Origin of the sequence: Stygiolobus sp. CP859M (assembly GCF_037389975.1) — an archaeon.
GTDB lineage: Archaea > Thermoproteota > Thermoprotei_A > Sulfolobales > Sulfolobaceae > Stygiolobus.
On sequence record NZ_JBBHKS010000024.1, the window covers coordinates 241,441 to 268,421 of the forward strand.

General features: G+C 38.6%; 32 protein-coding genes, 1 tRNA gene and 2 pseudogenes. 14 read left to right on the plus strand and 21 right to left on the minus strand.

The features are described from left to right. Window positions 1-32: 32 nt before the first annotated feature. Together WIW72_RS12875 and WIW72_RS12880 are read right to left on the minus strand one after the other, a co-directional pair. A complete protein-coding gene (locus WIW72_RS12875; RefSeq protein WP_337700610.1) occupies window positions 33-1,277 on the minus strand; it encodes a 2,3-bisphosphoglycerate-independent phosphoglycerate mutase in 1,245 nt (414 codons plus the stop codon). Continuing rightward, entirely contained in the window at window positions 1,274-3,529 is a 2,256-nt protein-coding gene (locus tag WIW72_RS12880; protein WP_337700608.1) for a CDC48 family AAA ATPase, read from the minus strand. Before WIW72_RS12880 ends, WIW72_RS12875 begins: the two co-directional genes overlap by 4 nt. A gap of 97 nt (window positions 3,530-3,626) precedes the next feature. On the opposite strand from WIW72_RS12880, the gene rgy reads away from it, so the two are divergent. Continuing rightward, complete coding sequence (gene rgy, locus WIW72_RS12885; protein WP_443295068.1) at window positions 3,627-7,364, plus strand: reverse gyrase; 3,738 nt, start codon at window positions 3,627-3,629, stop codon at window positions 7,362-7,364. Window positions 7,365-7,370: 6 nt separating this feature from the next. After that, window positions 7,371-8,261, plus strand: a complete 891-nt coding sequence (locus tag WIW72_RS12890) for a carbon-nitrogen hydrolase family protein (protein ID WP_337700606.1) — start codon at window positions 7,371-7,373, stop codon at window positions 8,259-8,261. Window positions 8,262-8,292: 31 nt separating this feature from the next. Here WIW72_RS12890 and WIW72_RS12895 read toward each other — a convergent pair whose 3' ends face one another. Further along, window positions 8,293-8,619, minus strand: coding sequence for a 30S ribosomal protein S25e (locus tag WIW72_RS12895; RefSeq protein WP_337700605.1), 327 nt, complete (start codon window positions 8,617-8,619; stop codon window positions 8,293-8,295). A gap of 52 nt (window positions 8,620-8,671) precedes the next feature. Between WIW72_RS12895 and WIW72_RS12900 the strand changes: the two genes are divergently transcribed. From WIW72_RS12900 to WIW72_RS12920, 5 genes are all read left to right on the plus strand, one after another. Next, window positions 8,672-9,421 (plus strand): TrmB family transcriptional regulator, encoded by a 750-nt coding sequence (locus WIW72_RS12900; protein WP_337700604.1) that lies wholly within the window; start codon window positions 8,672-8,674, stop codon window positions 9,419-9,421. A gap of 35 nt (window positions 9,422-9,456) precedes the next feature. Next, entirely contained in the window at window positions 9,457-9,606 is a 150-nt protein-coding gene (locus WIW72_RS12905) for a ribbon-helix-helix domain-containing protein (RefSeq protein ID WP_156007926.1), read from the plus strand. 88 nt (window positions 9,607-9,694) lie between these two features. After that, window positions 9,695-10,468 carry a tRNA (adenine-N1)-methyltransferase gene (locus tag WIW72_RS12910; protein ID WP_337700603.1) on the plus strand — a complete coding sequence of 258 codons (774 nt, stop codon included), beginning with the start codon at window positions 9,695-9,697 and terminating at the stop codon, window positions 10,466-10,468. Between the two features lie 16 nt (window positions 10,469-10,484). After that, complete coding sequence (locus WIW72_RS12915; protein WP_337700601.1) at window positions 10,485-10,814, plus strand: hypothetical protein; 330 nt, start codon at window positions 10,485-10,487, stop codon at window positions 10,812-10,814. Then, the gene (locus WIW72_RS12920; protein ID WP_337700598.1) at window positions 10,815-11,795 is read left to right on the plus strand and encodes a V0D/AC39 family V-type ATPase subunit; all 981 of its coding nucleotides are present in this window, start codon (window positions 10,815-10,817) and stop codon (window positions 11,793-11,795) included. On the opposite strand, the gene WIW72_RS12925 is transcribed toward WIW72_RS12920, so the two are convergent. Beyond that, entirely contained in the window at window positions 11,772-12,107 is a 336-nt protein-coding gene (locus WIW72_RS12925) for a hypothetical protein (protein ID WP_337700595.1), read from the minus strand. The two genes, WIW72_RS12920 and WIW72_RS12925, sit on opposite strands and share 24 nt — an antisense overlap. A 58-nt stretch (window positions 12,108-12,165) precedes the next feature. On the opposite strand from WIW72_RS12925, the gene WIW72_RS12930 reads away from it, so the two are divergent. Further along, entirely contained in the window at window positions 12,166-13,134 is a 969-nt protein-coding gene (locus WIW72_RS12930; RefSeq protein WP_337700593.1) for an aldo/keto reductase, read from the plus strand. Between the two features lie 8 nt (window positions 13,135-13,142). Here WIW72_RS12930 and WIW72_RS12935 read toward each other — a convergent pair whose 3' ends face one another. The 6 genes from WIW72_RS12935 to WIW72_RS12960 are packed head-to-tail and all read right to left on the minus strand — an operon-like array spanning window position 13,143 to window position 16,708. After that, entirely contained in the window at window positions 13,143-13,739 is a 597-nt protein-coding gene (locus WIW72_RS12935; RefSeq protein ID WP_337700591.1) for an XTP/dITP diphosphatase, read from the minus strand. After that, window positions 13,708-14,364, minus strand: coding sequence for a Kae1-associated kinase Bud32 (locus WIW72_RS12940; protein WP_337700589.1), 657 nt, complete (start codon window positions 14,362-14,364; stop codon window positions 13,708-13,710). The genes WIW72_RS12935 and WIW72_RS12940 overlap by 32 nt, the downstream gene beginning before the upstream one ends. Further along, window positions 14,352-15,353, minus strand: coding sequence for a KEOPS complex N(6)-L-threonylcarbamoyladenine synthase Kae1 (gene kae1 / locus WIW72_RS12945; protein WP_337700587.1), 1,002 nt, complete (start codon window positions 15,351-15,353; stop codon window positions 14,352-14,354). Before kae1 ends, WIW72_RS12940 begins: the two co-directional genes overlap by 13 nt. Then, window positions 15,350-15,544 (minus strand): 30S ribosomal protein S27ae, encoded by a 195-nt coding sequence (locus tag WIW72_RS12950; RefSeq protein ID WP_337700585.1) that lies wholly within the window; start codon window positions 15,542-15,544, stop codon window positions 15,350-15,352. The genes kae1 and WIW72_RS12950 overlap by 4 nt, the downstream gene beginning before the upstream one ends. Beyond that, window positions 15,525-15,881 (minus strand): 30S ribosomal protein S24e, encoded by a 357-nt coding sequence (locus tag WIW72_RS12955; RefSeq protein WP_337700583.1) that lies wholly within the window; start codon window positions 15,879-15,881, stop codon window positions 15,525-15,527. Before WIW72_RS12955 ends, WIW72_RS12950 begins: the two co-directional genes overlap by 20 nt. A gap of 26 nt (window positions 15,882-15,907) precedes the next feature. Beyond that, window positions 15,908-16,708, minus strand: coding sequence for a sulfide-dependent adenosine diphosphate thiazole synthase (locus WIW72_RS12960; RefSeq protein ID WP_337700581.1), 801 nt, complete (start codon window positions 16,706-16,708; stop codon window positions 15,908-15,910). Window positions 16,709-16,801: 93 nt separating this feature from the next. On the opposite strand from WIW72_RS12960, the gene WIW72_RS12965 reads away from it, so the two are divergent. Together WIW72_RS12965 and WIW72_RS12970 are read left to right on the plus strand one after the other, a co-directional pair. Then, window positions 16,802-17,008 carry a TRASH domain-containing protein gene (locus WIW72_RS12965; RefSeq protein ID WP_337700579.1) on the plus strand — a complete coding sequence of 69 codons (207 nt, stop codon included), beginning with the start codon at window positions 16,802-16,804 and terminating at the stop codon, window positions 17,006-17,008. Next, the gene (locus WIW72_RS12970) at window positions 16,954-17,598 is read left to right on the plus strand and encodes a UbiX family flavin prenyltransferase (protein WP_337700577.1); all 645 of its coding nucleotides are present in this window, start codon (window positions 16,954-16,956) and stop codon (window positions 17,596-17,598) included. Before WIW72_RS12965 ends, WIW72_RS12970 begins: the two co-directional genes overlap by 55 nt. Here WIW72_RS12970 and WIW72_RS12975 read toward each other — a convergent pair. The 6 genes from WIW72_RS12975 to glyS form a co-directional block, all read right to left on the minus strand. Continuing rightward, window positions 17,561-17,890 (minus strand): hypothetical protein, encoded by a 330-nt coding sequence (locus WIW72_RS12975; RefSeq protein ID WP_337700785.1) that lies wholly within the window; start codon window positions 17,888-17,890, stop codon window positions 17,561-17,563. The genes WIW72_RS12970 and WIW72_RS12975 overlap by 38 nt on opposite strands. Before the next feature lie 105 nt (window positions 17,891-17,995). Beyond that, window positions 17,996-18,556, minus strand: coding sequence for a tRNA-intron lyase (gene endA, locus WIW72_RS12980; protein ID WP_337700575.1), 561 nt, complete (start codon window positions 18,554-18,556; stop codon window positions 17,996-17,998). A 4-nt stretch (window positions 18,557-18,560) separates the two neighbouring features. Next, window positions 18,561-19,193: a DUF47 family protein gene (locus tag WIW72_RS12985; protein ID WP_337700573.1), complete on the minus strand. Its 633-nt coding sequence runs from the start codon at window positions 19,191-19,193 to the stop codon at window positions 18,561-18,563. A 25-nt stretch (window positions 19,194-19,218) separates the two neighbouring features. After that, entirely contained in the window at window positions 19,219-19,617 is a 399-nt protein-coding gene (locus tag WIW72_RS12990) for a hypothetical protein (RefSeq protein WP_337700571.1), read from the minus strand. Next, entirely contained in the window at window positions 19,614-19,979 is a 366-nt protein-coding gene (locus WIW72_RS12995) for a hypothetical protein (RefSeq protein ID WP_337700569.1), read from the minus strand. The genes WIW72_RS12990 and WIW72_RS12995 overlap by 4 nt, the downstream gene beginning before the upstream one ends. After that, window positions 19,972-21,699 carry a glycine--tRNA ligase gene (gene glyS / locus WIW72_RS13000; RefSeq protein WP_337700567.1) on the minus strand — a complete coding sequence of 576 codons (1,728 nt, stop codon included), beginning with the start codon at window positions 21,697-21,699 and terminating at the stop codon, window positions 19,972-19,974. Before glyS ends, WIW72_RS12995 begins: the two co-directional genes overlap by 8 nt. A 39-nt stretch (window positions 21,700-21,738) precedes the next feature. Here glyS and speB point away from each other — a divergent pair, with 39 nt between their 5' ends. Beyond that, window positions 21,739-22,629, plus strand: a complete 891-nt coding sequence (speB, locus tag WIW72_RS13005) for an agmatinase (protein WP_337700565.1) — start codon at window positions 21,739-21,741, stop codon at window positions 22,627-22,629. Window positions 22,630-23,178: 549 nt separating this feature from the next. Here the strand turns inward: speB and WIW72_RS13010 are convergent. After that, the gene (locus WIW72_RS13010) at window positions 23,179-23,337 is read right to left on the minus strand and encodes a hypothetical protein (RefSeq protein WP_337700563.1); all 159 of its coding nucleotides are present in this window, start codon (window positions 23,335-23,337) and stop codon (window positions 23,179-23,181) included. A gap of 322 nt (window positions 23,338-23,659) precedes the next feature. Here WIW72_RS13010 and WIW72_RS13015 point away from each other — a divergent pair. Next, window positions 23,660-23,750 (plus strand) — tRNA-Glu (locus WIW72_RS13015). A gap of 36 nt (window positions 23,751-23,786) precedes the next feature. Here the strand turns inward: WIW72_RS13015 and WIW72_RS13020 are convergent. After that, a pseudogene (locus WIW72_RS13020) lies at window positions 23,787-23,876 on the minus strand (putative integrase); the annotation flags it as partial. A 522-nt stretch (window positions 23,877-24,398) separates the two neighbouring features. On the opposite strand from WIW72_RS13020, the gene WIW72_RS13025 reads away from it, so the two are divergent. Beyond that, window positions 24,399-24,668 (plus strand): MarR family transcriptional regulator, encoded by a 270-nt coding sequence (locus WIW72_RS13025; protein ID WP_337700561.1) that lies wholly within the window; start codon window positions 24,399-24,401, stop codon window positions 24,666-24,668. Between the two features lie 12 nt (window positions 24,669-24,680). After that, complete coding sequence (locus tag WIW72_RS13030) at window positions 24,681-25,139, plus strand: type II toxin-antitoxin system death-on-curing family toxin (RefSeq protein ID WP_337700559.1); 459 nt, start codon at window positions 24,681-24,683, stop codon at window positions 25,137-25,139. On the opposite strand, the gene WIW72_RS13035 is transcribed toward WIW72_RS13030, so the two are convergent. From WIW72_RS13035 to WIW72_RS13045, 3 genes and pseudogenes are all read right to left on the minus strand, one after another. Then, window positions 25,126-25,338: a hypothetical protein gene (locus WIW72_RS13035; RefSeq protein ID WP_009991957.1), complete on the minus strand. Its 213-nt coding sequence runs from the start codon at window positions 25,336-25,338 to the stop codon at window positions 25,126-25,128. The genes WIW72_RS13030 and WIW72_RS13035 overlap by 14 nt on opposite strands. Window positions 25,339-26,141: 803 nt before the next feature. Further along, complete coding sequence (locus WIW72_RS13040) at window positions 26,142-26,369, minus strand: hypothetical protein (protein ID WP_337700557.1); 228 nt, start codon at window positions 26,367-26,369, stop codon at window positions 26,142-26,144. A gap of 511 nt (window positions 26,370-26,880) precedes the next feature. Next, a pseudogene (locus WIW72_RS13045) lies at window positions 26,881-26,981 on the minus strand (transposase); the annotation flags it as partial.

The following is a 26,981-nucleotide window of genomic DNA, read 5'->3' on the forward strand; positions in this document are numbered from 1 at the left end:
CAGCCCTTTCGAGCTTCTTCATCTTTGTTTCTTTACGCACCGTATTTTTCTGCTCTATAAGAGTAGTTAAGTAATAAGTTCATTACATCAAGCCCCCTTATTCTTAGAGTTCCCTTTCGAGCTTCTCTTTCATTGAAGTCCTTAACGTCATCGAAGACTAAATTACTATATGGTATGTAGAGCATAAACGGTACTGGATCCCCCGTGTGTTCTCTAACTTCTACTGGTGTGGCATGATCTCCAGTTATTGCAATTACTATCTCACTTCCAAATCTATCAAGAATCTTTCCGATCATTTTGTCAATCATCTCTATAGCATATTTTTTACCTTCCACATTTCCGTCATGAGAAGCTGCATCCGTAGCCTTTAAGTGCAAAAAGACGAAGTCGTAGTCGTTCAGCAATTTCGCAGCCTCCTCTGCCTTACCGATGTAATTGGTGTCCAATCCTCCGGTGGCTCCAACTGGGGTCACTACTTTCATTCCTAACTGCTCGCATATTCCCTTAATTAACGCAGTTGCAGAAACTGCTGCAGCCTTCAGCTTAGTGTAGCTTTCGAACGCGGGTAATTCTTCGTACTCCGAAGCTCCTCTTAGTAAGATAATATTAGCCGGTAGTTCTCCCTTTTCTATTCTCTTCTTGTTATACTCAGATTGTGAAAGGACTTCGTAAATCCTCTTCGTAAGTTTATTTACTATCTCGGCTGTCCTTTTTGCTGCATCACTATTTGTTAGTGGGCTGCTATCAAGAACTTTTTTACCGACTTCATGGGGGTCTGTGTCGGATATTTTATCGCTCAGACCTTTACCTCTCAATACTACAGCTACTCTATGTTCTGTACCGTGGAAGAACTTCACTTCAACTCCATCGATCTCTTTTATTTTCTCGTTGAGCTCTCTTACGAGGTCTTCAGCCTCTTCTATCTTTCTACCAGCCCTCCTATCCTTAACTACGAACTCATTGTCTACTGTTGCAAAATTACCCCTAAAAGCTACATCTCCTCCTTTTAACCTAGCCCCAGCCCCTATAGCTTCAAATGCTCCTCTTCCTTTGTAGAACTTTTTTGGATCTAGGCCAAATATAGAAAGGTGGGAAGTGTCACTTCCTGCAACTACACCCGGTGAAATAGGATCCATCAGACCGACCAGTGAAGATTTAAGCAACTCCCTCACAGTAGGTTTGTCTACAGCTTCTAAAGGTGTCTTATAATTTAACTTACTTACTGGTCTGTCACCTAATCCGTCGGCAATGAAAAGAAGAATCTTGTAGTGTTTCATGCTATCGACCTCTTCAATTCCTTAGCCATTCTCTCATATCTTTGTATATCAGCTTGGGTTACACTAGCTCTCACTATCTCAAGTGCCTTCATGAAATCTGATTTAGTTACTTTAACTTGTGCTTTATTATTCATACATTCTCTCATATTCTTTAAGTAACATTCTTCACTATTATCTTTACCTTGGCAAGAATTTCTAACTTGTTGGTCACAATCTCTATAAGCTTGCCTCATGGCGTTAATAGTAGCTTCTCTTACTAAAGCCTCTAAGTCTGCTCCAGTATATCCTTCCGTTTTTTCGGCTATCTCCTCTAATGTTACGTCTTCGGCTAGTGGGACGTTCTTTGTGTGTACTTTTAGTATTTCTAGTCTTGCTTTTTTGTCTGGTGGTGGTACGTAGATTAGTCTGTCGAATCTACCTGGTCTGAGTAATGCAGGGTCTAAGATATCAGGCCTATTAGTAGCAGCAATAACAACAACCTTATTGAGTGGTACGATACCGTCCATTTCAGCTAATAGCTGATTGACTATTCTTTCAGTAACACCACTGTCGTGAGCAAATCCTCTCATTGGTGCTATTGCGTCTATTTCGTCGAAGAATATTACTGTTGGTGCTGCTTGTCTTGCTTTTCTGAATATTTCTCTTATTGCTTTTTCGCTTTCTCCTACCCATTTTGATAGTACTTCTGGTCCTCTTACTGCTATGAAGTTTGCTCCGCTTTCTGTTGCTACTGCTTTTGCCAGCATTGTTTTACCAGTCCCAGGTGGGCCAAATAAAAGAATACCCTTAGGCGGAGTTATACCGCTCTTTGTAAATAACTCTGGGAACCTTAGAGGCCACTCGGCAGCTTCGCGGAGCTGTTGTTTGACATCGTCTAACCCACCTATATCTGACCATCTGACCTTCGGAACTTCTACGTAAACCTCACGTAATAATGAAGGCTGTATACTTTTCATTGCATCTAAGAAGTCTTGCATTGTCACTTTCAATTCCTTTAATATATCAGCAGGAATAGTTTGCTGTTCTAAGTTTAGTTTCTTCTCTTGTATAAATCTTCTCAAAGCTGATATAGCTGCCTCCTTAGCTAATGCTGCTAGATCAGCTCCAGTATATCCGTACGTCATTTCAGCTAACTTATCAAGGTCTACATCTTCTCCTAAAGGCATATTTCTGGTGTGTACTTGTAATATCTCCTTTCTTCCCTTGGTATCAGGTGGTCTTATTTCAATCTCTCTATCGAATCTCCCAGGCCTTCTAAGAGCTGGGTCAATGTCGTCTGGTCTGTTAGTAGCTCCAATGACTATTACTTTTCCTCTACCCTTTATTCCGTCCATTAATGTCAGAAGTTGTGCTACTACTCTCTTTTCTACTTCTCCGGTCACTTCTTCTCTTTTAGGTGCTATTGCGTCTATTTCATCAATGAATATAATCGCAGGTGCGTTTTTCTCAGCCTCTTGGAATATTTCTCTTAATCTTTGTTCGCTCTCGCCATAGAACTTACTCATAATTTCAGGCCCGTTAATAGTAATAAAGTAAGCTCCGATCTCGTTGGCTAATGCCCTTGCTAGTAAAGTTTTTCCTACACCTGGAGGACCGTAAAGAAGAATTCCTTTAGGTGGTTCAATACCTAACCTCTGGAATAGCTCAGGATGTCTCATAGGCCACTCGGCAATTTCCCTTATCTTCTGCTTAGCTTCTTCTAAATCTCCTATATCTTCCCAAGTTACTCTAGGATAACTTATACTCCCTTCTTTCACCGGTTCTTCCTTAATTTCTACATTCGTGTCAGGAGTTATGTGCACATAATTTGATGGTTGCGTATTTATTACTACCAACTCTACGATTCCAGTGTAAACAGGGATAGGAATTATATCACCTTTAGTTACCGGTTTGTCTGTTAATTGATCCTTAACATACTCTACAAAACTATAGTCGAAACGTATGGGTTGGGTTGGTGCTAAAACTACTTTATTTGCAGGTGTTACATTAGCCTTTCTTACTATAACTTCATCCCCAATCCCCACACCAATATTCTTTCTGACATATCCGTCGATCCTGATTTCGTCATCGTCAATATCATCAGATGCTGGAAAAGCTTGCATTACGGTAGTAGCGTTAGGGCCTGACACTTCAATGTAATCACCGAACTGGACTCCTAACTTTGCCATAGCCCTTTCTGATAACCTAGCGATCTTCTTTCCTACGTCTCTCTGTCTCGCTTCGCTTACTTTAAACTTCAAACTTTGGCTCATATTGTGATGTGATCATATTTTCGTTATTAAATAAGCTATCTGTGCCTTTAAGGCACTAAGTAGTAGATATTTAAATATCTAACTAATTTAGTGAATAATGAGTATAAACTTGAGGGAGATTCCCCCATCTATATATAAGTCGAGTTGCCCGAATTGTGGAGGAGCTATTTCATCTTCCAGACTGAGTAAAGGTTCAGTATGTACTAGGTGTTTTTCTGATGATGAGGCTGAATTTCACAGCCTAAACGACTTGATAAAAGCTCTGAAAAGTGCTGGTACTTTGAGCAAGCTTTCAAAGGAAAGTGAGATTCTGTCCGAATTTAATGTGTTTAGTGAAATATTCAGAACGGCCATAGGTTATCCCCCTTATGGTCCCCAGAAGAGTTGGATCATAAGGCTCTTACGAAATGACAGTTTCGCAATTATAGCTCCACCAGGTTTAGGAAAGACTACCTTCGGTCTAGTCGCTTCATTATATTATGCAAATAAAAAGAAGAAATCCATAATAATATTTCCAACCAAGAGTCTAGTTAAACAAGCACTTGATAAACTGTCGACTTTTTCCTCTAATTCTGGTATAGAAGCAAAAATAATATATTATCACTCAGGTCTTACAGAGTCACAAAGGCAAGAGCTTAATAAGAGTTTGTATTCGAATGAGTTCGACATTTTCATCTCAACTAATCGTTTTGTGATAGATCATATAGATAGTTTATCTAATCTAAAATACGACTTTCTATTTGTAGATGACGTTGATACTGCACTGAAATCTAGTAAAAGTGCACAAGCGGTTTTACGTCTTGTGGGATTTTCGCAAGATGCAATGGACAAAGTCAGGGAACTGATGAAAGTTAAGGATACAGACATTCTGTTCTCTGAGGTAGAAAAAATCAGGAAAGGAATTGTAGGAAACAAAACTGTGGTTTTCTCTTCAGCAACACTAACTAAGGGTAACCCCGTTTTCTCCCTACTTATGGGTTTTAAGCCTGGAAGCTCAGTAATATATTTGCGAAAAATAATCGATGCTTATACTGAATTACCCACTAACGATAATGAAGTTATAAGATTGTTAAAAGAGTTATTATCGAGGCTCGGCAGTGGTGGTCTTATATTCGTCCCAGTTGATAAGGGTCAAGAATATGCTAAGTTTTTAGAGGAAAGTCTTTCAAAAGATTTTAGCATAGCAGCGGTTGCTTCATCCAGCACTTCTAAAATAGAGGAATTTGCTGAAGGTAAGATTGATATCCTTATAGGCTCAGCAACTCATTATGGTATCCTAGTAAGGGGAATTGATTTACCGTGGAGAATTAAATATGCAATATTCGTAGGAATTCCGAAATTTAAGTTCAGAATAGGAGAGACTGTAAATCTAGTTACTTTAAGTAGAATTCTAAGTATAATTGCTCTCATTACTAAGGATCAGGAGATCATTAGACTAGCTGGTCGCGTTAGAGGAAAGATCAGGAGATTATCTCCAGCAGCTCTCGCATTGTTAAGTCAACAAGCCAGAGAGGGAAAACTAGAGGATGACACACTAATAAAGGCTTATGGGATTGTTAACTCTTATCTCCAGAACGAGGATATTCTTAAGAAAATAAGTGAAACGGGAGATTTTGTAATCTCGAACGGAAATATATTAATTCCAGATTACTTGACTTATATACAAGCTAGCGGGAGAACATCTAGAATTTACGGTGGAGATCTGACAACTGGCCTTTCAATACTACTAGTAGACGATAGAAACTTATTTGAAATATTTAATAGAAAGATTTCCTTAATACTAGATGAAATAAACTGGAAGGAACTTGACTTAAATTCATGGAAGATAGGAAATGTAGAACTGTCTGAGATCATTAATGGTATTAATGAAGAAAGAGAGAAGATACTCAAGATCAAGAAAGAAGGAGGTATTACTCCCTTACTCGGTAAGGTTAAAACAGTACTATTAATTGTGGAATCGCCGAATAAGGCTAAAACCATATCTAATTTCTTTTCAAGACCCAGTACTAGGCAAGTAGGAAATCTTAGGGTTTACGAAACAGTTCTAGAGGATAAGGTTCTAATGGTAACCGCGTCCGGCGGACATGTTTACGATCTCACAACTGACGACATAGGAATTTATGGAGTAGATGTCAAAATAAGTGAAGATGGTTCAGCGCTATTTCTACCTTACTATAACACAATTAAAAGGTGTAAAAACGGTCATCAATTCACTGATTATGATAAAGGTGGTAAGTGTCCTAAATGCGGGACTACTGATATCATTACGGATAAGACATATACAGTAGAAAATCTAAGAAAACTATCTTTAGAAGTTGACGAAATATTAATAGGAACTGATCCTGACACAGAGGGAGAGAAAATAGCTTGGGATTTGTACTTAGCGTTGAGACCTTATAACAATAATATTAGGAGAGCTGAATTCCATGAAGTTACAAGAAGGGCTATTATTCAAGCTATATCTAGCCCTAGAGAATTTAACGTGAACCTCGTGGAGTCTCAAATAGTAAGGAGAATAGAAGACAGATGGATAGGATTTAAACTTTCTCAAAAGGTTCAAACTGAGTTCTGGCCGAAATATTGTACAGAAGAAAAAGAAAGAGCTAGAAGCAAGTACTATAATCAAAGTACAGATTGTTCAGAGAACAGAAACTTAAGTGCTGGCAGAGTTCAGACACCAGTACTTAACTGGATAGTAACTAAATACGATGAGTATAACAAGACTAAAACCAGGGTCTATTACGGAAGAATAAGAGGGCTCGAGGATATAACTTTCTATGTCCAAAGGCAAGAAGGAGTTAGAAAGAACAACGTCGTTACAGTAACATTTAAGGAAATAAGTGAGGTAATTGAGGACTTCGGACCTTTACCCCCCTATACTACTGATACTCTACTTTCAGATGCCAACAATTTCTTTGGGCTATCTGCTCCAGAAACAATGAGGATTGCACAAGACCTATTCGAACTAGGTCTGATAACATACCACAGAACCGATAGTACAAGAATCTCTAACGTAGGAATATCAATAGCTGAAAACTATCTTAAGCAAGTTCTAGGTCAGAATTATGAAAAGGTATTCAAACCGAGGACTTGGGGAGAAGGCGGCGCTCATGAAGGAATAAGGCCAACTAAGCCCTTAGATGTGGATCAGCTTAGACTCATGATTGAGGATGGAGACTTAGAGTTAGCTAAACCCCTTACGTCTAACCATTTCAAGGTTTACGATCTTGTGTTCAGGAGGTTCATATCTAGTCAAATTGTCCCCTTAAAAGTTAGAAAAGAGGTTGTAAAGTTTGAAATTAAAGATGAAGAGGGGAATCCCATACCACTAGAACAGAATTATGTGGAGTTAGTTACGAGTTACTCCCTTCCAGTACAAATAGATAATATAACGAAGTTTATCTATCAGCCTGTAAGACGCCTATCTAAGTCATTGGTTTCAAGGTTGAAAGATCTTGGCTGTGAATCATTACCTTGTGATTTCGGTTTGTCTTTAGAAGGTTCGTTCTTGAGGAGCAAGGTAAATTTATATACTCAAGCTGATTTGGTCATAGAAATGAAAAATAAAGAGATCGGAAGGCCTAGCACTTATGCAACGATTATTAATACGATTCTTAAGAGGCGTTATGCGATAGAAAGTAAAAAAACTAAGAAAATGATTCCTACATCTTTAGGTAAGGCCGTAAATAAATATTTAAATGAAAAGTACGGTAAGTTTGTATCAGAAGAGAGAACAAGAAAGTTACTTCAGCTGATGGATATGATTGAAGCTGGTAAAGAGAGATATGACTATGTACTAAAACAAATATATGGAGAGATAAATGAAATTAGGTGAGAATAAATGCTTATAGGGTTATTACACCTTAAGCTTAAAGAGGCTAGCAAAAAAGCGAACGTCGAAAAGGCAAAGAAACTGATAAAGGAGGCGAAGGAAAGGGGTGCTAAATTAGTTATCTTACCCTCTTTATTTCCAGTAGGAAACATTTTTGAAATTTATGAAAATGATAAGAAGTCTAAGAGTATTATAAGGAATCTCTCGGAAAAAATTCCGGGTACTATTACGGATACGTTGATAAATTTAGCCACCGAAGGCGAAATCCATCTAGTTGCAGGTCCAATTTTAGAACAGGCAGGTCCAAAGGTATTTCTTACCACCCTTATCATCTCACCCCAAGGTGAGATAATTGGCAAGTATAGGAAGGTAATTATTTCCGAAAAAGACGTGAGACTCGGGATATCCTCTGGAAAAGAGCCTGTATTCATGTCTTTAGACAAAAGATACGGGATTTTAGCTGAAGACGATATTTTCTCTCCTGAAATTAACAGAGTTTTAGCTCTTGGTAATGCGTCTGCTATTATCGGGTCGATAAAGGCGTATGCTAGGAGTCCAGATATAGTTAAGTACGTTGCCATAGCTAGAACCTTAGAGAATGGCATGCCGTATATACTGGTTGGTGAGGTAATAGAGGACGAAAACGGTGAAATAATAGGCTCGTCACCTACTTTTGTAACTAGTACTAACTCTCTAATCTATAAACAAGCTGAGGATGAAGACACCGTACTATATGTAGAGACTACTGTGCTAATGCAAGAGAGTTCTAAGGAACGTATAGGCAAGATAAATAACATTGAGACGATATTACAAGGACTGTGTAAGAACATAAAGAAAATGAAAGCTATGGAAAGGAAAAAGATAAACCAAGAAGACAGACACGAAAAAGAAGAAGAGTAACTTTTATGCTCTTTAGTAAAAACATGTGGTTTTAAGAGCTAGTTATGTAAACTACTGTCCTCCTATTTTTCACTACTTGTGATATCATTCCTTGTCTCTCGAGTTCCTCTAATATCTTCTTAGCAACGCTTATGTTGACATTAATCTTATTTGCAAGAACATAAGGTGTGATTATTTTTTCCTTCTTTAATTCCTCTTGAACTTTATTTATAGTATCCTTATCAACTGTGGTAGCCTTAGAGGTAACTTCCTTACCGGTCTTGCTTGTTTTCTTCTGAGCTTTCTTCTGGGTTTCCTCTTGTTGCTTCTTTAATCTCTTCTCTATATTGCTAATTGGTTTCTTGCTCGCACCACCCATTGGATTCCCACTAAATTTAAGTTAGTAATTTGAGAGTATTAAACGTTACTTTATGGGACAAGACTTACCTATTGATGATATAATAGGCCGTATTAGTAAGTTGGCTTCTGGGCTAGGGATAAGTAGAAATGAGCTGAAGGTTTACTTCCTACTCCTTATTAACGGTAAGATGACAGCTAGAGAGATCTCTGATAGGATCGGGATTTCGTATACGAAAATTTACCCAGTATTGTCTAGACTAGAGGGGAGAGGATGGATTAAGAGAGTAGGTAAAAAGCCAGCTATGTTTGCGGCTAATTCTTTGGTTGACGTATGGTCTACTGTAAAGAAGAACATTCTTGAATCAGTAGAGAAAATAGAGAAAGAAGTTATAACCCCGCTTTCATTACTGCTATCTACTCAACCGTCGTTGTACAACATAATGTTAATACCTCCTGATAGCGTGCAGATGAGTTTTCAGCAAACTCTCAAAGAACAATCGTCAATATATTATCTAGCAATATCTTTCGACGAACTTTTAACAGAAGAGGTAATAAAGCTTCTAGAGGCTAACGCTTATAAGAGTGACGTCAAGCTAATACTCATAAAACCCAGAGAAATCCCTCCGATAATTAACTTCAAAATCGCTGAATCAATGTTCGGTAGCGGCATTATAACAAATAGATCCATAATGTTAATAGTAAAATCCTCTGAAAATATCCTTTATGGCTTGTACTCAACTCATGTGTACTTCATAGAGATCGGTAAGGTGTACTTTAATTATTTGTGGGAAAGGTCAGGTAAACAAGGGAATAATGCTTAAAAATTATCTCACAAAAACCATACTAATTGACCGTTATGAGAATAATAACTGTAAAACTACCCGAACAATTCTTAGAAGCAATAGATGAATTAGTCAATACCGGAAGATATACTTCTAGAAGTGAAGTAATAAGAGCAGCTTTAAATGACTTTATAAGAAAAGAATTGTGGATAGAAAACGGATGAACATATGATGAAAGCTGGTATTTTTGAAAAGATGAAATGCGACATCAGAGCTGATTTTTAAAACCTTACATTCTTTTCTTACTTTAACATGCCAATAAAAGAAGGTGATTCAGTAGTCATATGGGTTGACCCAAAAAGAGTGTTTCTAGTAAAGGTAGAGAAAGGAAAAAAATTCGGCTCAGATAAAGGTACCCTAGACTTGTCTACATTAATAGGAAAGGAATATGGTTCGACCGTTTCTCTCTCGACTGGTGTGCAAGCTTATTTGCTTAGGCCTACACCTTTAGACGCTTATAATGGGTTGAGAAGACCTTCACAAGTACTATACCCTAAGGATATATCTTACATGATTTATGTGTCTGGGATTAAAGAAGGGGATACTGTTATTGAAGCTGGCACTGGATCCGGTTTCCTGACGATTTCCTTAGCATATACGGTAGGAGAGAAAGGTAGAGTTATTACTTATGACATAAGAGAAGATATGCAGGAAACAGCTAGAAGGAACTTATCGTTTATGGGACTATTAGATAGAGTAACTTTCAAGCTCAAGGACATAAGGCAAGGAATAGATGAAAGAGATGTAGACGCTGTATTCCTCGATATGCCAGACCCTTGGAATACGATAGAATATGTCCACGAGATCCTTAAACCTTCCGGTTCAGTAGTAATCTTTGTCCCTACAGTTAATCAAATAGAGAAAACTGTGCTTAAAATCAGAGAATTTGACTTTGTAGATGTGCATGCTGAGGAATTAATCGTTAGAGAATATCAAGTGAAGGAGAACGCGACAAGACCCAAAAATATAGGTGTAGTTCACACTGGTTTCATTATAAGGGCAAGGAAATCAATAAAAGGGGGCTAATAAAATATTAAACGAAATGTCCTCAAAACTAGCCACTTACGCGAACCTCATAATAAAGTATGAAAACCAATTGAAAGACGTGGAGAAGAAGACTGTAGAGGACGGTAAGAAAATTGTTTTAATGGCGGACTCTCTCTCCTCACAGTTTAGAGATGTTGCGGAACAAGTTATATCACAGATTTTTAAAGAAATTGATCAAACTTATTCATCCCAAATTCAACAACTATCCAAGAAGTATACTGAAGAAAGGGAGAAAGAGATCGAAAAGATTAGAAAGCAAGCTGAGAAAAACGTTGATAAAGCAGTGGAATTAGTAGTATCCAAATTATTGGAGGTATATAAGTAAATGAGCTTCGCGTACGCTACCGCATTAGCAAGAGTATATAAGAGCCAGATACTAAGTACAGGTACCGTAAATGAGTTATTAGAGTCAAGTAGCTGGAAGGAAGTTGCCAACATATTGAGAGAAAAGGGTATAATATCTGAAGTCCCGCAAACTATCACGGATTTCCAGACATATATGAAAAATAGAGCGCTACAGATTTTATCTACTGTAAGGAATTATACTTTATCCTCTAAAATCGCTTCGTCTATCGTAGATTTGTATAAATACGTCGTAGAGTTAGATGACATAGAAGCTATAGTATCTGCTGCGTTGTCTAAGACTCCTTCCTTTCGTGTCTATCTTTTGAAAGTCCTGGCTGATATAAAGCCTCAATCCCTTGAAGACGTGTTATCTTCTCTAAACGGAATTGAGAGGGAAGCTTTGGAATTCGCCTTAGAAAAAGCCAGTAATAAGTCAGCTGCCGTAATTAACACTTATTTAGAGTATTTCTTTATCAGTAGATTATCGGCGATTGTAGATACGTTTAAAGGAGACTGGATCTCAAAAGCCAGAGAGATAATATGTGGTTACAAGGATTACTATTCATCTCTTATCGCGTATAAAATGCATGAGCAAGTTCCAGATACATGTAAGATGAGCAAGGAAACTGTGAGGGACATAGCTAACTCCTCTTCTAAGGAAGAAGTTCTAGACATATTATCGAGGTCACCGTATGGTAAGGATATAACTGCAAATGATGTTTATTACTCGTTCGCTAAGTTTAAAAAGATAACTAGGGCTCAAGCTAGAAAAGCTTCTCTAAATGCCTTTATGGGTTCACCTTTCACACCTGTTACCGTTATGGGTTTAGCAGAACTGATTAGGTTGGATACGGAAGATATTATCACGATCGTTAACGGTTTAGCTTTAATTAGAAACGAAGAGAATAAGCAAAAGGTTGTTGAAGACATAAAGTCGCTACTTTCCTTTGAGCTCATCTAAGATTTTTTTGTCTATTATATATCCTCCGTCAGCATCTCTAATAATTGTATAATCAGGAATTTCTGGAGGGTCTGGCATACCTATAAACGGCTTCTCTTTACCCAGATATATCCATTTGAGCCTACCACCGAACTTTTCTAGTTTATACCAATACTTCCCTATGTAAACGTATTTTTTACCGTTTTTGTAGACTAAGTGATAAGGCTTTAAATACACTCCGTACTCCTTTATTTTACTGTTGTACTCATAAACTCGCAATTTTAATTTAGAAAGAACCTCATCAAACACTTTTTCTGGTACCTTTACTAACATTAGTAGTCTATTCTTTTTTACTCTCAAAAATCATATCTACTTTTAGACGGGTATTAGTATGAAGCTAAGACGCGTTAATAATACGTTAGAAGTGTCTGAAATAGGATTAGGCTTATGGAGTATCGTTACGGACGAGTGGGGAAGTGATATAAACAAAGCGGAAGAACTTTTACGAAAGGCATATGATGTCGGCATAAATTTCTATGACACTGCTGACGTTTACGGAAAAGGGCTAGGTGAGAAAATAATAAGTAAAGTTTTAGGAACTAAGAGAGATAGAATAGTCATTTTAACAAAAATAGGACTTGATTTTTACCATAACACGAGACCCGTAGGGAATTACGACATTGAGTACTTGAAATTTGCGTTTGAACAGAGTTTAAAGAGGTTGAACACCGACTACGTGGATATACTCATGCTGCATAATCCCAAGGCTAATGTGATCAGGGATAAGAAGGTACTTAATTTCTTTCAGAGCTTAAAGAAAGAAAGAAAAGTAAGAGTTATAGGCGTTGCTCTGGGACCTACACTGGGATGGGGAGAGGAAGGAATAGATGCGATCAAAATGGGATATGAGTCTTTAGAGTACATATTTAATCTCATAGAGGTGATGCCAGGTATAGATTTCTTAAAATATAACATAGGTCATTTTGTAAGAGTCCCTCACGCCTCAGACGCGCTTAACGAGAATAAATGGCCGATAGAATACGATCATAAACTTCACAGACATTTTAAAGATATCAACTGGATTAATAGGGCGATAGAGAGATCTAAAGAATTAATACCTTTTGCAAACAAGAAGGGTATAAAGCTCTCTCAATTAGCTTTGAAGTTCATACTGTATAACAAGAGGGTATCGTCTGTAATCCCCAATATTACTAATGAAAGAGAGTTACTTGAGTTTGTTAAGGTCGAGGACTTACCAGATTTGACCGAAGAAGACTACAATTATTTAATCTCGTTCTACGAGAGGAACTTCAAAGAACTTAACAAGGAAAGTATTGAAGAGACTAAAAGGTACAAGTAATCCTTTGTTCAAGTTTTTCTTTCACTCAGGTAGTAATTTAGAAAGGACATGAAGGCTTTAGCCCTATGGGAGTATTTGTTCTTCTCCTCCGTACTCATTTCGGCAAAAGTTCTTTCCTCGTTTTCCGGAATGAATATAGGATCGAAGCCGAAACCCTTTTCACCTTTAATCCTCTCACTTATCCTTCCGGTAACCACACCCGTGAACAGATTTATCTCTTTATCGCTAACGTAACACATGACAGTCTTAAAGTAAGCAGAACGATCCTCTACGCCGTTTAAAAGTTTCAATATACCCTCTAACCCTAATTTCCTCCTCACGTAATTCGTATAAGGTCCAGGGAAGCCGTTTAAAGCGTTTATGAACAGACCACTATCCTCTACTATCAACGGTTTTCTTACCACTTGGTATATGGTAATTGCAGAGTATCTCACTATTTCCTCAAGATTATCCGCTTGTATCTCGAATTTCGGTATGTTTAACCACTCTATTTTGATCCCATGACTTTTTGCGACCTCAAATATCTCCCTGAACTTATTTTCGTTAGAAGTAACTAAAAGTATCTTATCATTACTATTTACTCCCCCTTCTTCTCTCTTCGACATATCTTCCCCTCATTCTGATTTCCTTAACCTTCTCTAAAATTTTATTAGCATCAACGAATTTCTTGTAACCTTCCAAGAACCCTTCAAACAACACCTTTTGATATTTATTATGTGTACTTTCAAGTGACCGTAAAAATACGTGAACATCTACAGCAAGGTCTTCTTCCCCCTCTGTCTTTTTGGCAAGTCCGAAATCTATAATGAACATCTCGTTCTCCTTAGTTAGGATCATGTTATTAGTAGTGGGATCACCATGAGCAATACCTAATTTATGGAGCCTTCCTAATATTTCTCCCATTTGTTTACCCACAAGTTTAAGGTTTTCCTCACTACCACTATAAGACAGTAGATAGTCCTTTACAGTAACACCCTCAATATACTCCATAACAATTAAAAACTCGATAGGGTCTACTAGAAGGAGTGCAGGAACGTTCACACCATTTATAAGTGAGGTATAAATTAGCCTTGCTTCTAACTTAGTCCTATTACTGTTTATCTCATAGTCCAACTTGGGATGCCTATAACTCTTTCTAATTCTCTTTTTAAAAATAGAATGTATCCCGGCAAAATATCCCTCGTAAATAACAGCTTCTGCCCCTCTTTTTATTTCCTTTAACCTCTCCATGGTATATCAACTTTGTCAATTCTCCACCTAGGCCTTACAATACTCTCCTCTACTGATACGGTTACATTACTCTTAGCCGCGAGTAATCCAGTATAAGCTATCATTGCTCCATTATCCCCTGAGTACTCGGGGGGTACTATTTTCACAGTAATCCCCCACTCTTCTTCAAGCCTCCTTAATTTCTCTCTTAAGCTAACGCTCGCCGCTACCCCTCCGACTATTAATACCTCTTTCTTTCCGGTTAACGCTATGGCTCTCTCCGTAGCTTCTAAGAGCATGTCAAAAGCGTTCTCTCTCAAACTGAAACAAACGTCTTCTAACTTATTCTCCTTCACAGCCTTCAGTGCTGCGGTTAACAACCCAGAATAAGACATGTCCTGCCCCTTTACAACATAAGGTAACTTAATGTACCTTTCGCTCTTCTCCGCGCAAATATCTATCTGATGAACTCCGTTAACTACGTAAGGAGGTGCCAGACCCACTTCCCTAACAAAAGCGTCCATCATATTTCCCAAGGCTATATCAAGGGTTTCCCCGAATACTCTATATCTACCGTCTACAAACACAGTGATTATAGTATTACCTCCCGAAAGGTATAATATAAGGGGGTCTTCAGCTTTTGTAGTGAACCTACCTATTTCTATGTGTGCGATCCCGTGGTTTACTGGTACTAACTTTTTACCGAAAGCTAGAGCTAGAGCTCTCGCTACTGTAGCCCCTACTCTTAGTGCTGGTCCTATACCTGGTCCTAAAGCTACAGCAATATAATCAACGTCCTTTATACTCACTCCTGCTTTATCTAATGCCAATTTAACTATTTCAGGGGCTACTTCAGAGTGATGTTTACCGAGGTCAGAGGGCTTCATTCCACCTTCTTTCGGTACAAAAGTATCCCTTACGTTAGATAAAATCCTGATTCCGGACTGGTCTTCCTGAACTATTCCAACTCCAAAAGTGTGAGCTGTACTCTCAATCCCTAAAACGATCATCTCCCTTTACCTAAAAACTCAGTGTAACCACACTTTCCACAAGCCCACCTCTCTACGGGCTTCATATGATGTGCCATAATGCTTCCGCATCTAGGACATTTTTTATTCTTTAACTTAATTTTATCTCTTTCAATCACATAATAAGTTCTTACTATCGCCTTAGTCCCTTCATTACCCTTGCTTTGCGGCATTCTTACCACCTTTCTTTACTTTTTGCCCAGTATCCCTTCCTATTAAGTGTTTTGGCTCAACTTTCTCCAAATCTTCCTTGTTTTTGTATATGTTAACTCTGACTAAACTGATACCTCCCCCGTAAATTGTCTCCACGCTCTTCACCACTATTAGGTCTTCTTTTGCACCATAGACAGCAGAGAGTGCTGATATTATTTCTTTTCTGGAAGGAGTTCCAGTACCTATGTGGAATATTTTTAAGGTCAACTCCCTTCTGTTAAAAACGTTATTTTGAACGTCTTTTTCCACTACCCCTTCAGCCTTCTCCGATACCTTAATCTTTAACTGCTGTGCCATTGGAGTAAAAATATAACAACAAGGCTTTAAGAGTTACGCAAGTCTCTTATTATATCTTCAGCGACCTTCTTTCCAGAGAGAACCATTACCCCGAATATCGGACCCATTCTGGGTAGACCTTTAACTTCAGTCACTGCCATTCCGGTAGCATATAGTCCAGGGGCTACCATACCCGTGTTTTCTACAGTTAGCTTTTCAGCTACCTCACTGTAGGCTGACTTCTCACCAGGTATAGTAATCCCTAACTCAGGAATCTTTCGTGAGGCCACAGAGATCACCTCTGCATCGTGTCCAGTCGCATCAACTACAGCTTTTGCTGATATGAAAATCGGGTCTACGTGAAGACCCGCCATTTGCGTGGCGGTCCATTCTACTGCAACTCCTGCAACCCTCAGTGGGTTCTCCCTGAATATCACGTCATCTACGGTAATCCCATGAATTATCTTTGCCCCGGCTGAAATTGTCGATGCTGCTAATTTAGCCATAAACTCAGCAGTGTCTACTATGTATACCCCCTCTTCCACCTTGATCAGCTTGATACCCATTTCTCTTAGTATCTCATCTGCAGGACTCTCTATGACTATTTTATGGAATAACATCGCTCCTCCGCCTATACCCCCACCAAAACTCAGTTTTCTCTCGAATACTACCGTCTTAAGACCAGCCTTAGCCAAATAATAAGCTGCAGCCATTCCGGACGGTCCGGCTCCAACTATTACCACATCATTTTGTATAAGGTCTAACCAATCTTTCATAGTGTACTCGATTATGTATCTGCTTATCTTACTTTCCTCGACCGATTTGATCTGGATTGAATCAGATTGCACTGTTTCCCACTCTCACTTAATCTACTTATTAATTTACTTAAATACTATTATTATAACAAACTTATTTAATATAGTCTTTCAGGAGATAAAATTATGCCAATGCAATTAGACGTTCATACTAACGCATTAAGGTGCAGTTGGTGCGGTAAGTTCATTCACGGAGAACCAATAACCGTAAAGACTTGTTGTAATAATAAACCTTGGGTGTTTTGTAGCAAACAATGTTATAACATGTGGGTGAGGGAATGGCTAAAGAGGCAAGAACAGAGGACTGGAGAAAGAAGAAAAATCTTATTATAACAGGTATTTCAGGAGCTAGCGGTACAATATACGCTATCCGCTTTCTGAAAGCCATTAAAGAGATGGGGTTTGACTCAGAGGTAATCGTCACGAAAGGTGCCGTAAAGGTCGCTGAGAAGGAGTGCGGTATTGATCTTATATCAGAGATCGAGAAATTTTCATTCTCAGTTTATTCAGAAGAGCAGATTGAGGCTCCGCCATCCAGTTCAAGTCATACGGTAAAGGCTATTGGGATGGCAATAATCCCGTGCAGTATAAGGACTTTAGCCGAGATCGCTTCCGGTATTGCCTCAAACCTTTTAGTTAGGACTGCCTTAAACTTCCTCAGAACCAGAGGTAGGTTAGTTCTATTGGTGAGGGAAACACCACTAGGGGTAATTGAGCTTGAAAATGCTCTCAAAGTAGCTCAAGCCGGTGGTATTATTTTACCGGCTTCACCGGGTTTTTACCACCATCCTAAAAATATTCAAGATATAATTGACTTTGTAGTAGGGAAAGTCCTCGATATGTTAGGGATAGAGAACGAGTTATATACTCATTGGGATGAAAAGTCTACAACAAGTCAAGGTCTTTGCGACCATACTTCTTAGATAGAAGCTCTTTCACTTTATTGTCGTACTCATCCCTTTTCAACTCTTTCTCCATATCCTCAGTATCCCCGTTCTTCTTGTTAACCGCAAACGCGCACTTGTTCCCAGGTAGTAAAGCCCTCTTCTCACAATACGCATACTGACATTCTCCAGTGATACATACATCCCCTACCCACATACAGTAGCCGATTTTTTGAGGTGTTCCTTTTATGTACTTCTTCTGTATGCTCAGAGCCTTTTTATTACACCTGAAGAAGGGGCATAAGTAATTACATTTATCGCCTAGTGGCATCGGTTTAGGTTCGTCGAGACTAAAGTCTTGTTTGCCACGTCTTAGTTCCCTTCCGCTCAAACCGTGAATCACCCAATTTTTTAACGGTAGGTATTTAAATTAGAATTAGATTTTCAGCCATTTAAATATTATGTACCTAATATTCCTCGTGACGGGATTTACAATACCCAGTATAAGTTCTTTCCTAGTGCTGTGAGATACCCTACCGAAGCCTAAAATCTCGTTCGGTGAGATCTCCTCGTCTTCTCTGAGAGTGATGATCAAGTAAGGAGCATGTTCGATTCCCGGTCCTATATTATAAACTGCGAAGTCCGCCCCATACTTTATACCTGATCTAACCACGTAATTTTTGTCCCTCAGATCCTCATAAACGGTGTAAAGAATATTAAACCGAGGTAGTAAAGTAGTTCCCAAATTGTATAATTCGTCGTAAGTAAAGTTCTTTTCAGCACCATCAACGTTTGTGTAAACGCTTATTAAACCTTTCTTTAAAAGATAGGTAGCTTCTATTATCGACAGAATCAAGGGGCTTTTTATATCTTCAGGACTTTTAGGCTTAGATATATCTAACGGTTTGCCGTAATAACCCATCCTATAAACTTCTCTAGCTTCTTCCACATTCTCGATAACGACTTTATCCTTCACCAATCTTCCTTTGGGCGACATATTTTTACTCCCTTAAAAAGCTCAAGTACATTATATCATTAGCTGCGTCCCTGAGCAAATCCGCGCAATCCTCGAGTCTGTCTGCTACGTCCTTACTTAACATTAAAAACGCCATATCTCCGTTTTGTTTTTCAAATAGTTTCAGCTCAAAATTCCTATAAAGGTCATCGATCTCTTCCTCTATTTTTATTACATTCCTAGCCTTTTCCGAGGACTTCTTAGCATTAACAGATAGTAATCTAACGGACTCTATAAGGTTCGTAGTAGCTGCAATTAGTTTTTCAACCATCGATATTGATAAGTTCAATAAGATATGGTCTTGGCTCTTTACTCTGCTAATTAGCACACCGAATCTGTATGATGCTGCACCTATATTTTGTGAGACTTTCTCGAGTTGCATTATAATATCTAAATACAAATTACTGTAAAGCAAACCCTCGCTTACTTTGAGCACATACTCTCCTATTTTATATCTTAAATCCTCTACTGAAGACTTTATACCGTCTATCTTAGAATAGGCTTGCATGTGGTTCACATTACTTTCTGTAAATTGCTGGTATAGTATCCTAAGTTGGTCTAATATCGAGTTAGTCATGCTTTGTATCTGTTCTTCAATGTTAAGTTCAGGAACACCCATTGCTATGATAGAGGTGTTGTCATGGTTAATAAACGAATTTCAAAATTAATGAACGTATTTTAGATATAATTTCTAGGTCTCTATTTATTTCTTCAGCTAGATTCGTTTCTTTTTCTTTAGCTTTTATCAAAGCTTTTTCATCGTCATTAAGCCCGACTATGTAGAAATAGTTTAAGAGCCCTAATGCTTCCTCCTTCATTTTGTTATTCGTCACGTTATTGACGTGGTTAACTATAACCTGAATTCCGTTAAGCAATTGCCTCCTATTCCTCCTCAGCCTCCTTAATAATTTCTCCAACTTCTCTTGTTCGATTTCTGGGAACGTTAAGTAATTCTCAAGCTCCTCTAAGGTGAGATGGTACTCCTCTACTACTTGCTCGAAATGAAGTAAAACCCTTCCTATTTCGATTTCGCTCTCATTCATTGAACCGCCCTAACGCTCACTGTACTATTATCTTCTAAGCCCAGCTTCAGCATATCCTCTGCGTTACCCCAGATCTCGTTGTCAGGTAACCCGTCCTGAATAATAACCTTAAATTTGCTTCTCCTACCTTTTACCGAAACTTCAGCCTCATCCTTAATGTTCAGCTCTTTAGCCAGTTTAGCAGACATCAGTATTAATCCTTGGTCTATATCAGCCCTCTTCTTCATTTTAACTCTCTTTTCCTTAATTTGTTTAGTATTTTTCTTTAGGGCTGACGCAGGAGGTATAATACTAACTAATGACTTTACGTCTACCTTTTTCTCTTCCTCCTGCTCAGCCTCATCTGGTTGCTCCTTACTCATTATTATCAACTACTCTTCCTAACTTATTAAACTCTTCACCTTTGAACAGTTTTTCTATTACCTCATCAAGCCTTTCAATCTCAACCCTTATTTGATTCCACGTGTCTCTATCCCTTATAGTTACCGTATTATCAAGTAGTGTAGTAGGGTCTACAGTAATAGAGTAAGGTACTCCGATCTCATCCACTCTAGCATACCTTTTCCCTATACTCCCTACATCGTCGTAGATAACATCATACTTTTCTTGTAAATGATTATAGATCTCTTTAGCCTTCTTAATTAACTCGTCCCTTTCAAGTAATGGGAACACAGCGAGGTCGTATGGGGCGAGCTGCTTTGGTAATGACAAGACAATCCTACCCTCTTTTTCCTTATATGCGTTAAGTACTGTTAAGTATAAACACCTCTCGACTCCGAAAGACGGTTCCACTACGTGCGGAATGAAGTGGGCTCCACTAACCTTTTCTTCTCTCTCAAGAACCTTAACGTATTTCGATATCTCTCTGTCATTAACTTTCACCCCTTTATTAATCATTTCCTCGATTTCCTCCGGCGACTTACCGTTTATGAACTGCATAAAAGTCTTTACGAACTCCTTCCCTTCCTTGTTAAGTTCGTCCCTATTAATTATTACGGTCTTCTTCTTTACTATTTTGGGCGTATCATATTTTTTGAACACCGTCAAGTCCTGCCCGCTAAACTTCATATGCCTCGATAAGTCGTAATCAGATCTATAAGCATGCCCCGAAATCTCTACCTTTTCTTCCCCTATCAGAACCATTTGATCGAAGGTCTGCTTCGAATAGTGAGCCCTCTCATGAGGCAGTTTCTCTTCAAAATACGTAGAAGATTGGGGTATACCGAGGGCGGAGACGAACTTAGTAGCAACTCCCATCCAATACGCCATCCACGGGTTTAGTATTACCTTCTCTTCCACAGCCTCACGGAGTTTAAATTGCACGGGCTTCTCTCCTTTAACCTTTTCCTCTCCCCTGAGGATGTTGACACTAAGCTCTCCTACCTTATCTAGGGGAACTTCACCAGGTGACTCAGGGTCGAAGAAGAACTCCACTTCCATTATGGTGAACTCCCTCATCCTTATCAGACCTTGTCTCGGCGAGATTTCATTCCTCCCTACTCTACCCACTTGTGCGATCCCCAAGGGAAGCCTCTGCCTAAAGGACTCATAAACCCTCTTAAAGGAGGTGAACATGCCTTGTGCCGTCTCAGGTCTTATAAACCCCTTATTTCCGGTGTAAGGTCCTATGTTAGTTTCGAATAAGAGGTTAAACAGCCTAACCTCACCTAACTCTCCACCACACTTAGGGCACTTTATCCCTTTCTCCCTGATTATCTTGTCCAGTTCCGACGGCTTTAACCCCTCTACATTCACCTTAGCCATCTCCTCTATTAAGTGGTCGGCTCTGTAAACGTTATGGCATTTGGTACACTCAACGATAGGGTCGGTAAAGTTTTCCACATGACCGCTTGCCTCTAACACTTTATAAGGAGTCACTAAGGGAGTCTCTATCTCGACCACGAATTCGTCATTATCTTTTATGAAATACTTTCTCCACAACTCGACTATTCTGTTTTTAATCCTAGTACCTATAGGACCAATGTCATAAAGACCGGCTACTCCTCCATAGATCTCGTAAGAAGACCAAAATATCCCCCTTCTCCTAGCCAGTTCCATTACCTTAGTTTGTAGATCACTCATACGAGATAAGCATATAAACGGGATAAAAAACTTCTACTCATGGCTGACAGTAGACTATTATTTCTCAACGAGAACAGCAGAACCTTTGCGGGGTTTAACAGACCCGCATCCCCCTTTGTGATCGTAGGGCTTCCCATGGACACCACCAGTAGCTTCCGACCCGGCTCTAGGTTTGCACCATCAGTGATAAGAGACACAGCACAGTACATAGAGTTCTACTCCATAAGGAGCGGAGTCGACATGGGGGAGATAGGATTTAACGACGTAGGGGACGTAATACTCCACCCCTCAAATAATGAAGAGAACGTGAGGAGAATAAGTGAAGTAGTCTCCTACTTTACCGAAAAAGGGAAAGTAGTCGTAGGTATAGGAGGAGAGCACACCGTAACAATAGGTACTACTAGGGGGATAAGACCCGATTGCTTGGTAAGTGTTGACGCTCACTTAGACTTAAGGGACGACTACATGGGGTATAAGTATGACCACGCGTGCGTGATGAGGAGGATCTCCGAGGACGGGGTAAAAATAATAGAGATAGGGACTAGGGCTGTGTCAAGGGAAGAGATCGAATACGCTAACGAAAGGGGAATAAGTTACTTCACACCTAAGCAAGTAAAGCTGTTAGGAGTTAGAGAAGTTGCACAAAAAATAGTAATGACTCTCAAGGAGTGTAATAAAGTGTATATTACGTATGACATGGACGGGATCGATCCCTCCTACGCCCCGGGAGTCGCCACACCGGAGCCGGAAGGATTAGACCCTACCACAGTGTTAGACATAATGTCCTTAGTAATCGATAAGAGGGTCGTAGGCTTTGACGTTGTAGAAGTATCGCCTCCTTTTGACCCCTCCGGGATTACCTCAGTATTAGCAGCGAAGTTGATTTTGGAAACGGCAGCGATGGTGTGGAAAGCCAGACAGCAATCTTAATTTCAAGAAACTTTTTACGTAAACATTGTTTATGATCAGCTGAACTGGTATATTCATGCCTAGAATGTTGAGTAAGAGTCTTTCCGAGATATTACTTCGCGTTCATTCTCTAGTTATTACGCTAGCTTGTCACAATAACGTCGTTACGAAATCTTAGACTTATGCGAAATTCTAGGTTAGTACCACCATGAGTACATATTTTCCGTCTTTTGACACGACTTCACTTCATTGAGCAATCGTCGATACTTAATTATTATTACATCCACACGATACAAGCCACGAGCTTCAAATCTCTACGACTATATGTTTTGTCTCCTAATTCTCCTTATTTCTTCCACTAAACGCCTTGTCAACAGTTTCAGATAAACCGTGAATTTTATGTCATTTGATATCATTCAATATTCCTAATCCCTTTAATGCTATTAAGTAAGCTGAGGCTGTATGCCTATCGAAACCCTTCTCCCTCATCATCCTATCATGACCCTCAGAATTTGTAGTACCCTTTGGATTAACTAGATATCAATTGCTTCCTTAGAGCCAATTAATTTACTAATCATCTGGTAGGATAACAATTACAATAACCTCCTTTTCCATCAAGCCCTTAATCTTCTCATGAACGTTCTTAGGAACGTATATTGCGTATTTCGGGTCACCGTACTTATCATGACCCATTGAGGAGATCTTTGAGTGAAATGTAACTTGAACCATATGTTATTAGTTACGGAAATATTTATAAATGTTTCCGTTAACATTAAATTGGAGGGTGCCACTGTGAAATCTATGAGCAATGTGAGGGGGAGGAAGGTGCCCAATGAAACTCCCCATGTCCTTGAAGGGAGTGGTTTAACTACCGCTCCCGTAGACGGCATGGGGAGGGAAATAAGGGGAATGAGGACGAGAGGTTGAATACAAATTCATGAAACCTCAATGAAAGTCCGACCCCTAGCTCAACCTCTGGAAAGCATTAGCAAATAACTGAATTGCTCCTCCTTACGTAAATCTTTTAAGGTCGTTAATATAAGATATTAATGCCGCGGTAGTATAGCCCGGTCAAGCTCTACGCGCCGACAGTATGCAGGCCTCTCAAGCCTGTGGCCCGGGTTCAAATCCCGGCCGCGGCACTTCATATCGTAATATTCCTTTACGATTTGTTCTAAAGAACCTATGTAATGGTCTCTTCTCTGACCGCCATCACCGTTCTCTATTAAGTAAACATAATACTTCCCCTTAACCTCACGAATCCTAATATCACCAAATGTGAAAACTTTATTACCCGTACCTTCAGCCTATTTATATTTATCACGTAGGGCTATTTAAGGAATGATAATTATCATATCATGCGTGAGATTGAAAGAATCACGATAACAATCCCTTAGTTATGCAAAAAACTGAATTTTGTGAAAATACAACAGTTAGAAAATTCAATGAGTCTCATCTAAGGTTTTCTTACTAGCTCAAAGTCTCAGGAAGTATAGGTAAAAATCGTTATTTGTAATATGCTGAACCATAACTAGGAATATTAACAGTACTTAATATAAGATGTGTAGAGTTCATTGGAGTTTTAAAATAATTCCTTAAATTTGCTTAGCATACTTTAGACTTATCTTATCAGCATGCTCACGTGCTAATTTCTTAATCTCACTAACTTGTTTAGTAACGCATTTTGTTGAAGCTGTTAGAGAACTAATGAAGTCATACATGGAGGATAAGGTAAGTATTTAATTTTCATAGTAGTAATAGCATCACTTCTGATAAGATTAGGATTAAAAATGGAGTGCCTAACGGAAATGCAACAGAGGGTGTTATTAGCCCTATATGGAAATGATAAAGCAACACTAAGGAAGTTGATAGAACTTACAAAAAGTTCAACAGCTCCGGTAAATAATGCTGTTAAAAGCTTAAAGGAGTGGGGAGTAGTAGAAGAGATCGAGGAAACTAGAGGCTTTCCTAAAAGGAGGTATATTAAATTAACAGAAAAGGGTAAAAGGGTAGTTGAAAAGCTTAAAGAATTATATAGTTTAATAGAAGCCAGTAGTTAAGGTCGACTTTCTATGGAAAGAAAGTTAATGCAGATCTTAACAGGACTACTGAACGAGTTCGAAGAGTGGAGAAGCAGAAAAGGTGATATAGAGCCTACTATAATAAAAATTCACTACAGTATAATCAGAAGTGATCCTAATACCGAGCAGGGAATAATTAACTTAGACGTTATAGGTATCGCGATTTATTCCGCAATAGAAGACTTAAATAATTATAACGATATTAGTAGGAGTTTAGCAGTATTAACATATCATCTAATAACTTCTCACCCTTTCGTTGACGGCAATAAGAGAACTGCTTTCGTATTGTTATTAAATATCTTATACGAATTGTTTAACAAGGAAATTCCACAAGATTTAGAAGAAGAGTTAATTAAGACCTTAGTTGAAGTTGCCGATAACCCACCAGAAGAAGATGAGTATGCGATAAATAAAATAAGGAAAATTATACGGAAAATTATTGAAGATTAAACCGTTTATCCTCATTTTCTTGATTATTATATTTTCTCACATAAAGGACTTTTCCATGAATTTTCAATACTCCAGTTCTATCAAATTCTGCTAATGCATCTAAATATTCCTTGTGAGCTTTGATGATATAGTCTATTCTACTTTGCATTCTCTCTAGGATCTTTTTCTGCTCGTCAGTTAACTTATGTGCTATCACCATTTTGAATCCCCTATTAACTATACTGTTGAACTACTTATAATGTATTCGTGCCATATATACCACGTACATATGCTATATTATAGGTCTTGTGATATGAAATATCATATAGAGCAAACATAATTTCCACATAAATCCCAAAAATCCGATTAAAGGTTAGATGTTTTTACGTATTATCTGAGGGCATAATCGTTTCAGCGTATATACGATGAAAGTCCAGGCTAACCTAGTACATTATACAATGCTAGCGCTAGACCCAGTCAGCCTAAAAATCACTAAGGCTTCCTGCGATTGTGAAAGGGTTTACTTTCAGAGGAAAGCTGTCATATCGAAACACTAAAGCAGTTAGCTAGTACTGAACTAAGGAATGAGATAGTGAAAGTAAGGCGGGAAATGATGCAAATAGAAGAAATCACTTCGCGGGGATGAGCCACGCAAGTCCAGGGTGATAAGTTATTGGAGCTTTTGGAGGCTTTATACCACATCAACGATGCTATGAAGATTATGGAGGGCTATAATTCGGAAATTTTAAATAAGCTGGAGGAGCTAGGAATTCTCTAGTCCAGTACTTACATTATTTAGAGGTGAAGGACTATGAGTGAGGTACTACAAACTCAAAGGAATTTAGAAGAGTTAGTATAACTGCTGAGGGTATACTTCCAGCTAGATGAAGTGCTTAGCTTCGCTACTTTTGAATTCCAAGATGACGGGATAGTTGCGGAAATTTCTCAAGTTAAGGACAGAGTTAGAAAAATGATTGAGAAGTTGATAAGCTGAATTTTTCTTCACTAAACTAGGGAGTTTTCCTATTTAACCTTCCTCTCCAACTCCTCGACCCTCCTCTTCAATTCTTGCAGTTCCTTAACTATTTCTTCCAAGCTCGTTCTATTTCCTTCCTTTTCCTTCATATAACACTCAAAAGCGTCCTTCAGCACTTCATAAACGCTTACTTTCCTTTTCTCAGCCTCATCAACTATCTTCTTCCACAACTCCTCATCCGGGAAATATACCGATTTATAGCCGGGTCTGGGCATTTTACCTCAATATACTTTATTGTACTTCAATATAAAAACCTTATTGTACCGCAATGTGTTGAGCGTATTGTATTATGCTATAATGAAGTCTTTGTCAGATTAAATTGGGCTTCGGTTGCTAATAATGAGAGTCCTAGACTTTGTATGTGACGAACATTAATTTACATCTTGTTTTGGTCACTCATTAAACATACTGTTTGCAAGGTAAACACTCTACCGCTTATAACTGCTCTATCACAATATCCAATCTAGATAAAAACACAGCTATTTCTCTGAAACTAGTCATTGAACTACTGTTTTCCTATAAAACAGTTGTCTCGCTTATCAAGAATATTACGCATTCAGTAGTTTAAAATTTTTTAATAACCTAGTCGTACTACAAATACATTTTTAATTATTCTTACAGTTCTATGGCGAAATTTTAGTGCTACTATGTGATCATATTCCAGTTGTTATGGATATACACACCTTCGATACTGCATATCTAATTAATTACAGCAGTTATGGGACTTTAACGTAACTTAAAGATTTTCATCAGCCCCGGCGGTCCACCTAAATAACGTTCAACAAACCTGAGGAACGCCTCCACGCTCCTCAGGTTAAGAGCCCCCA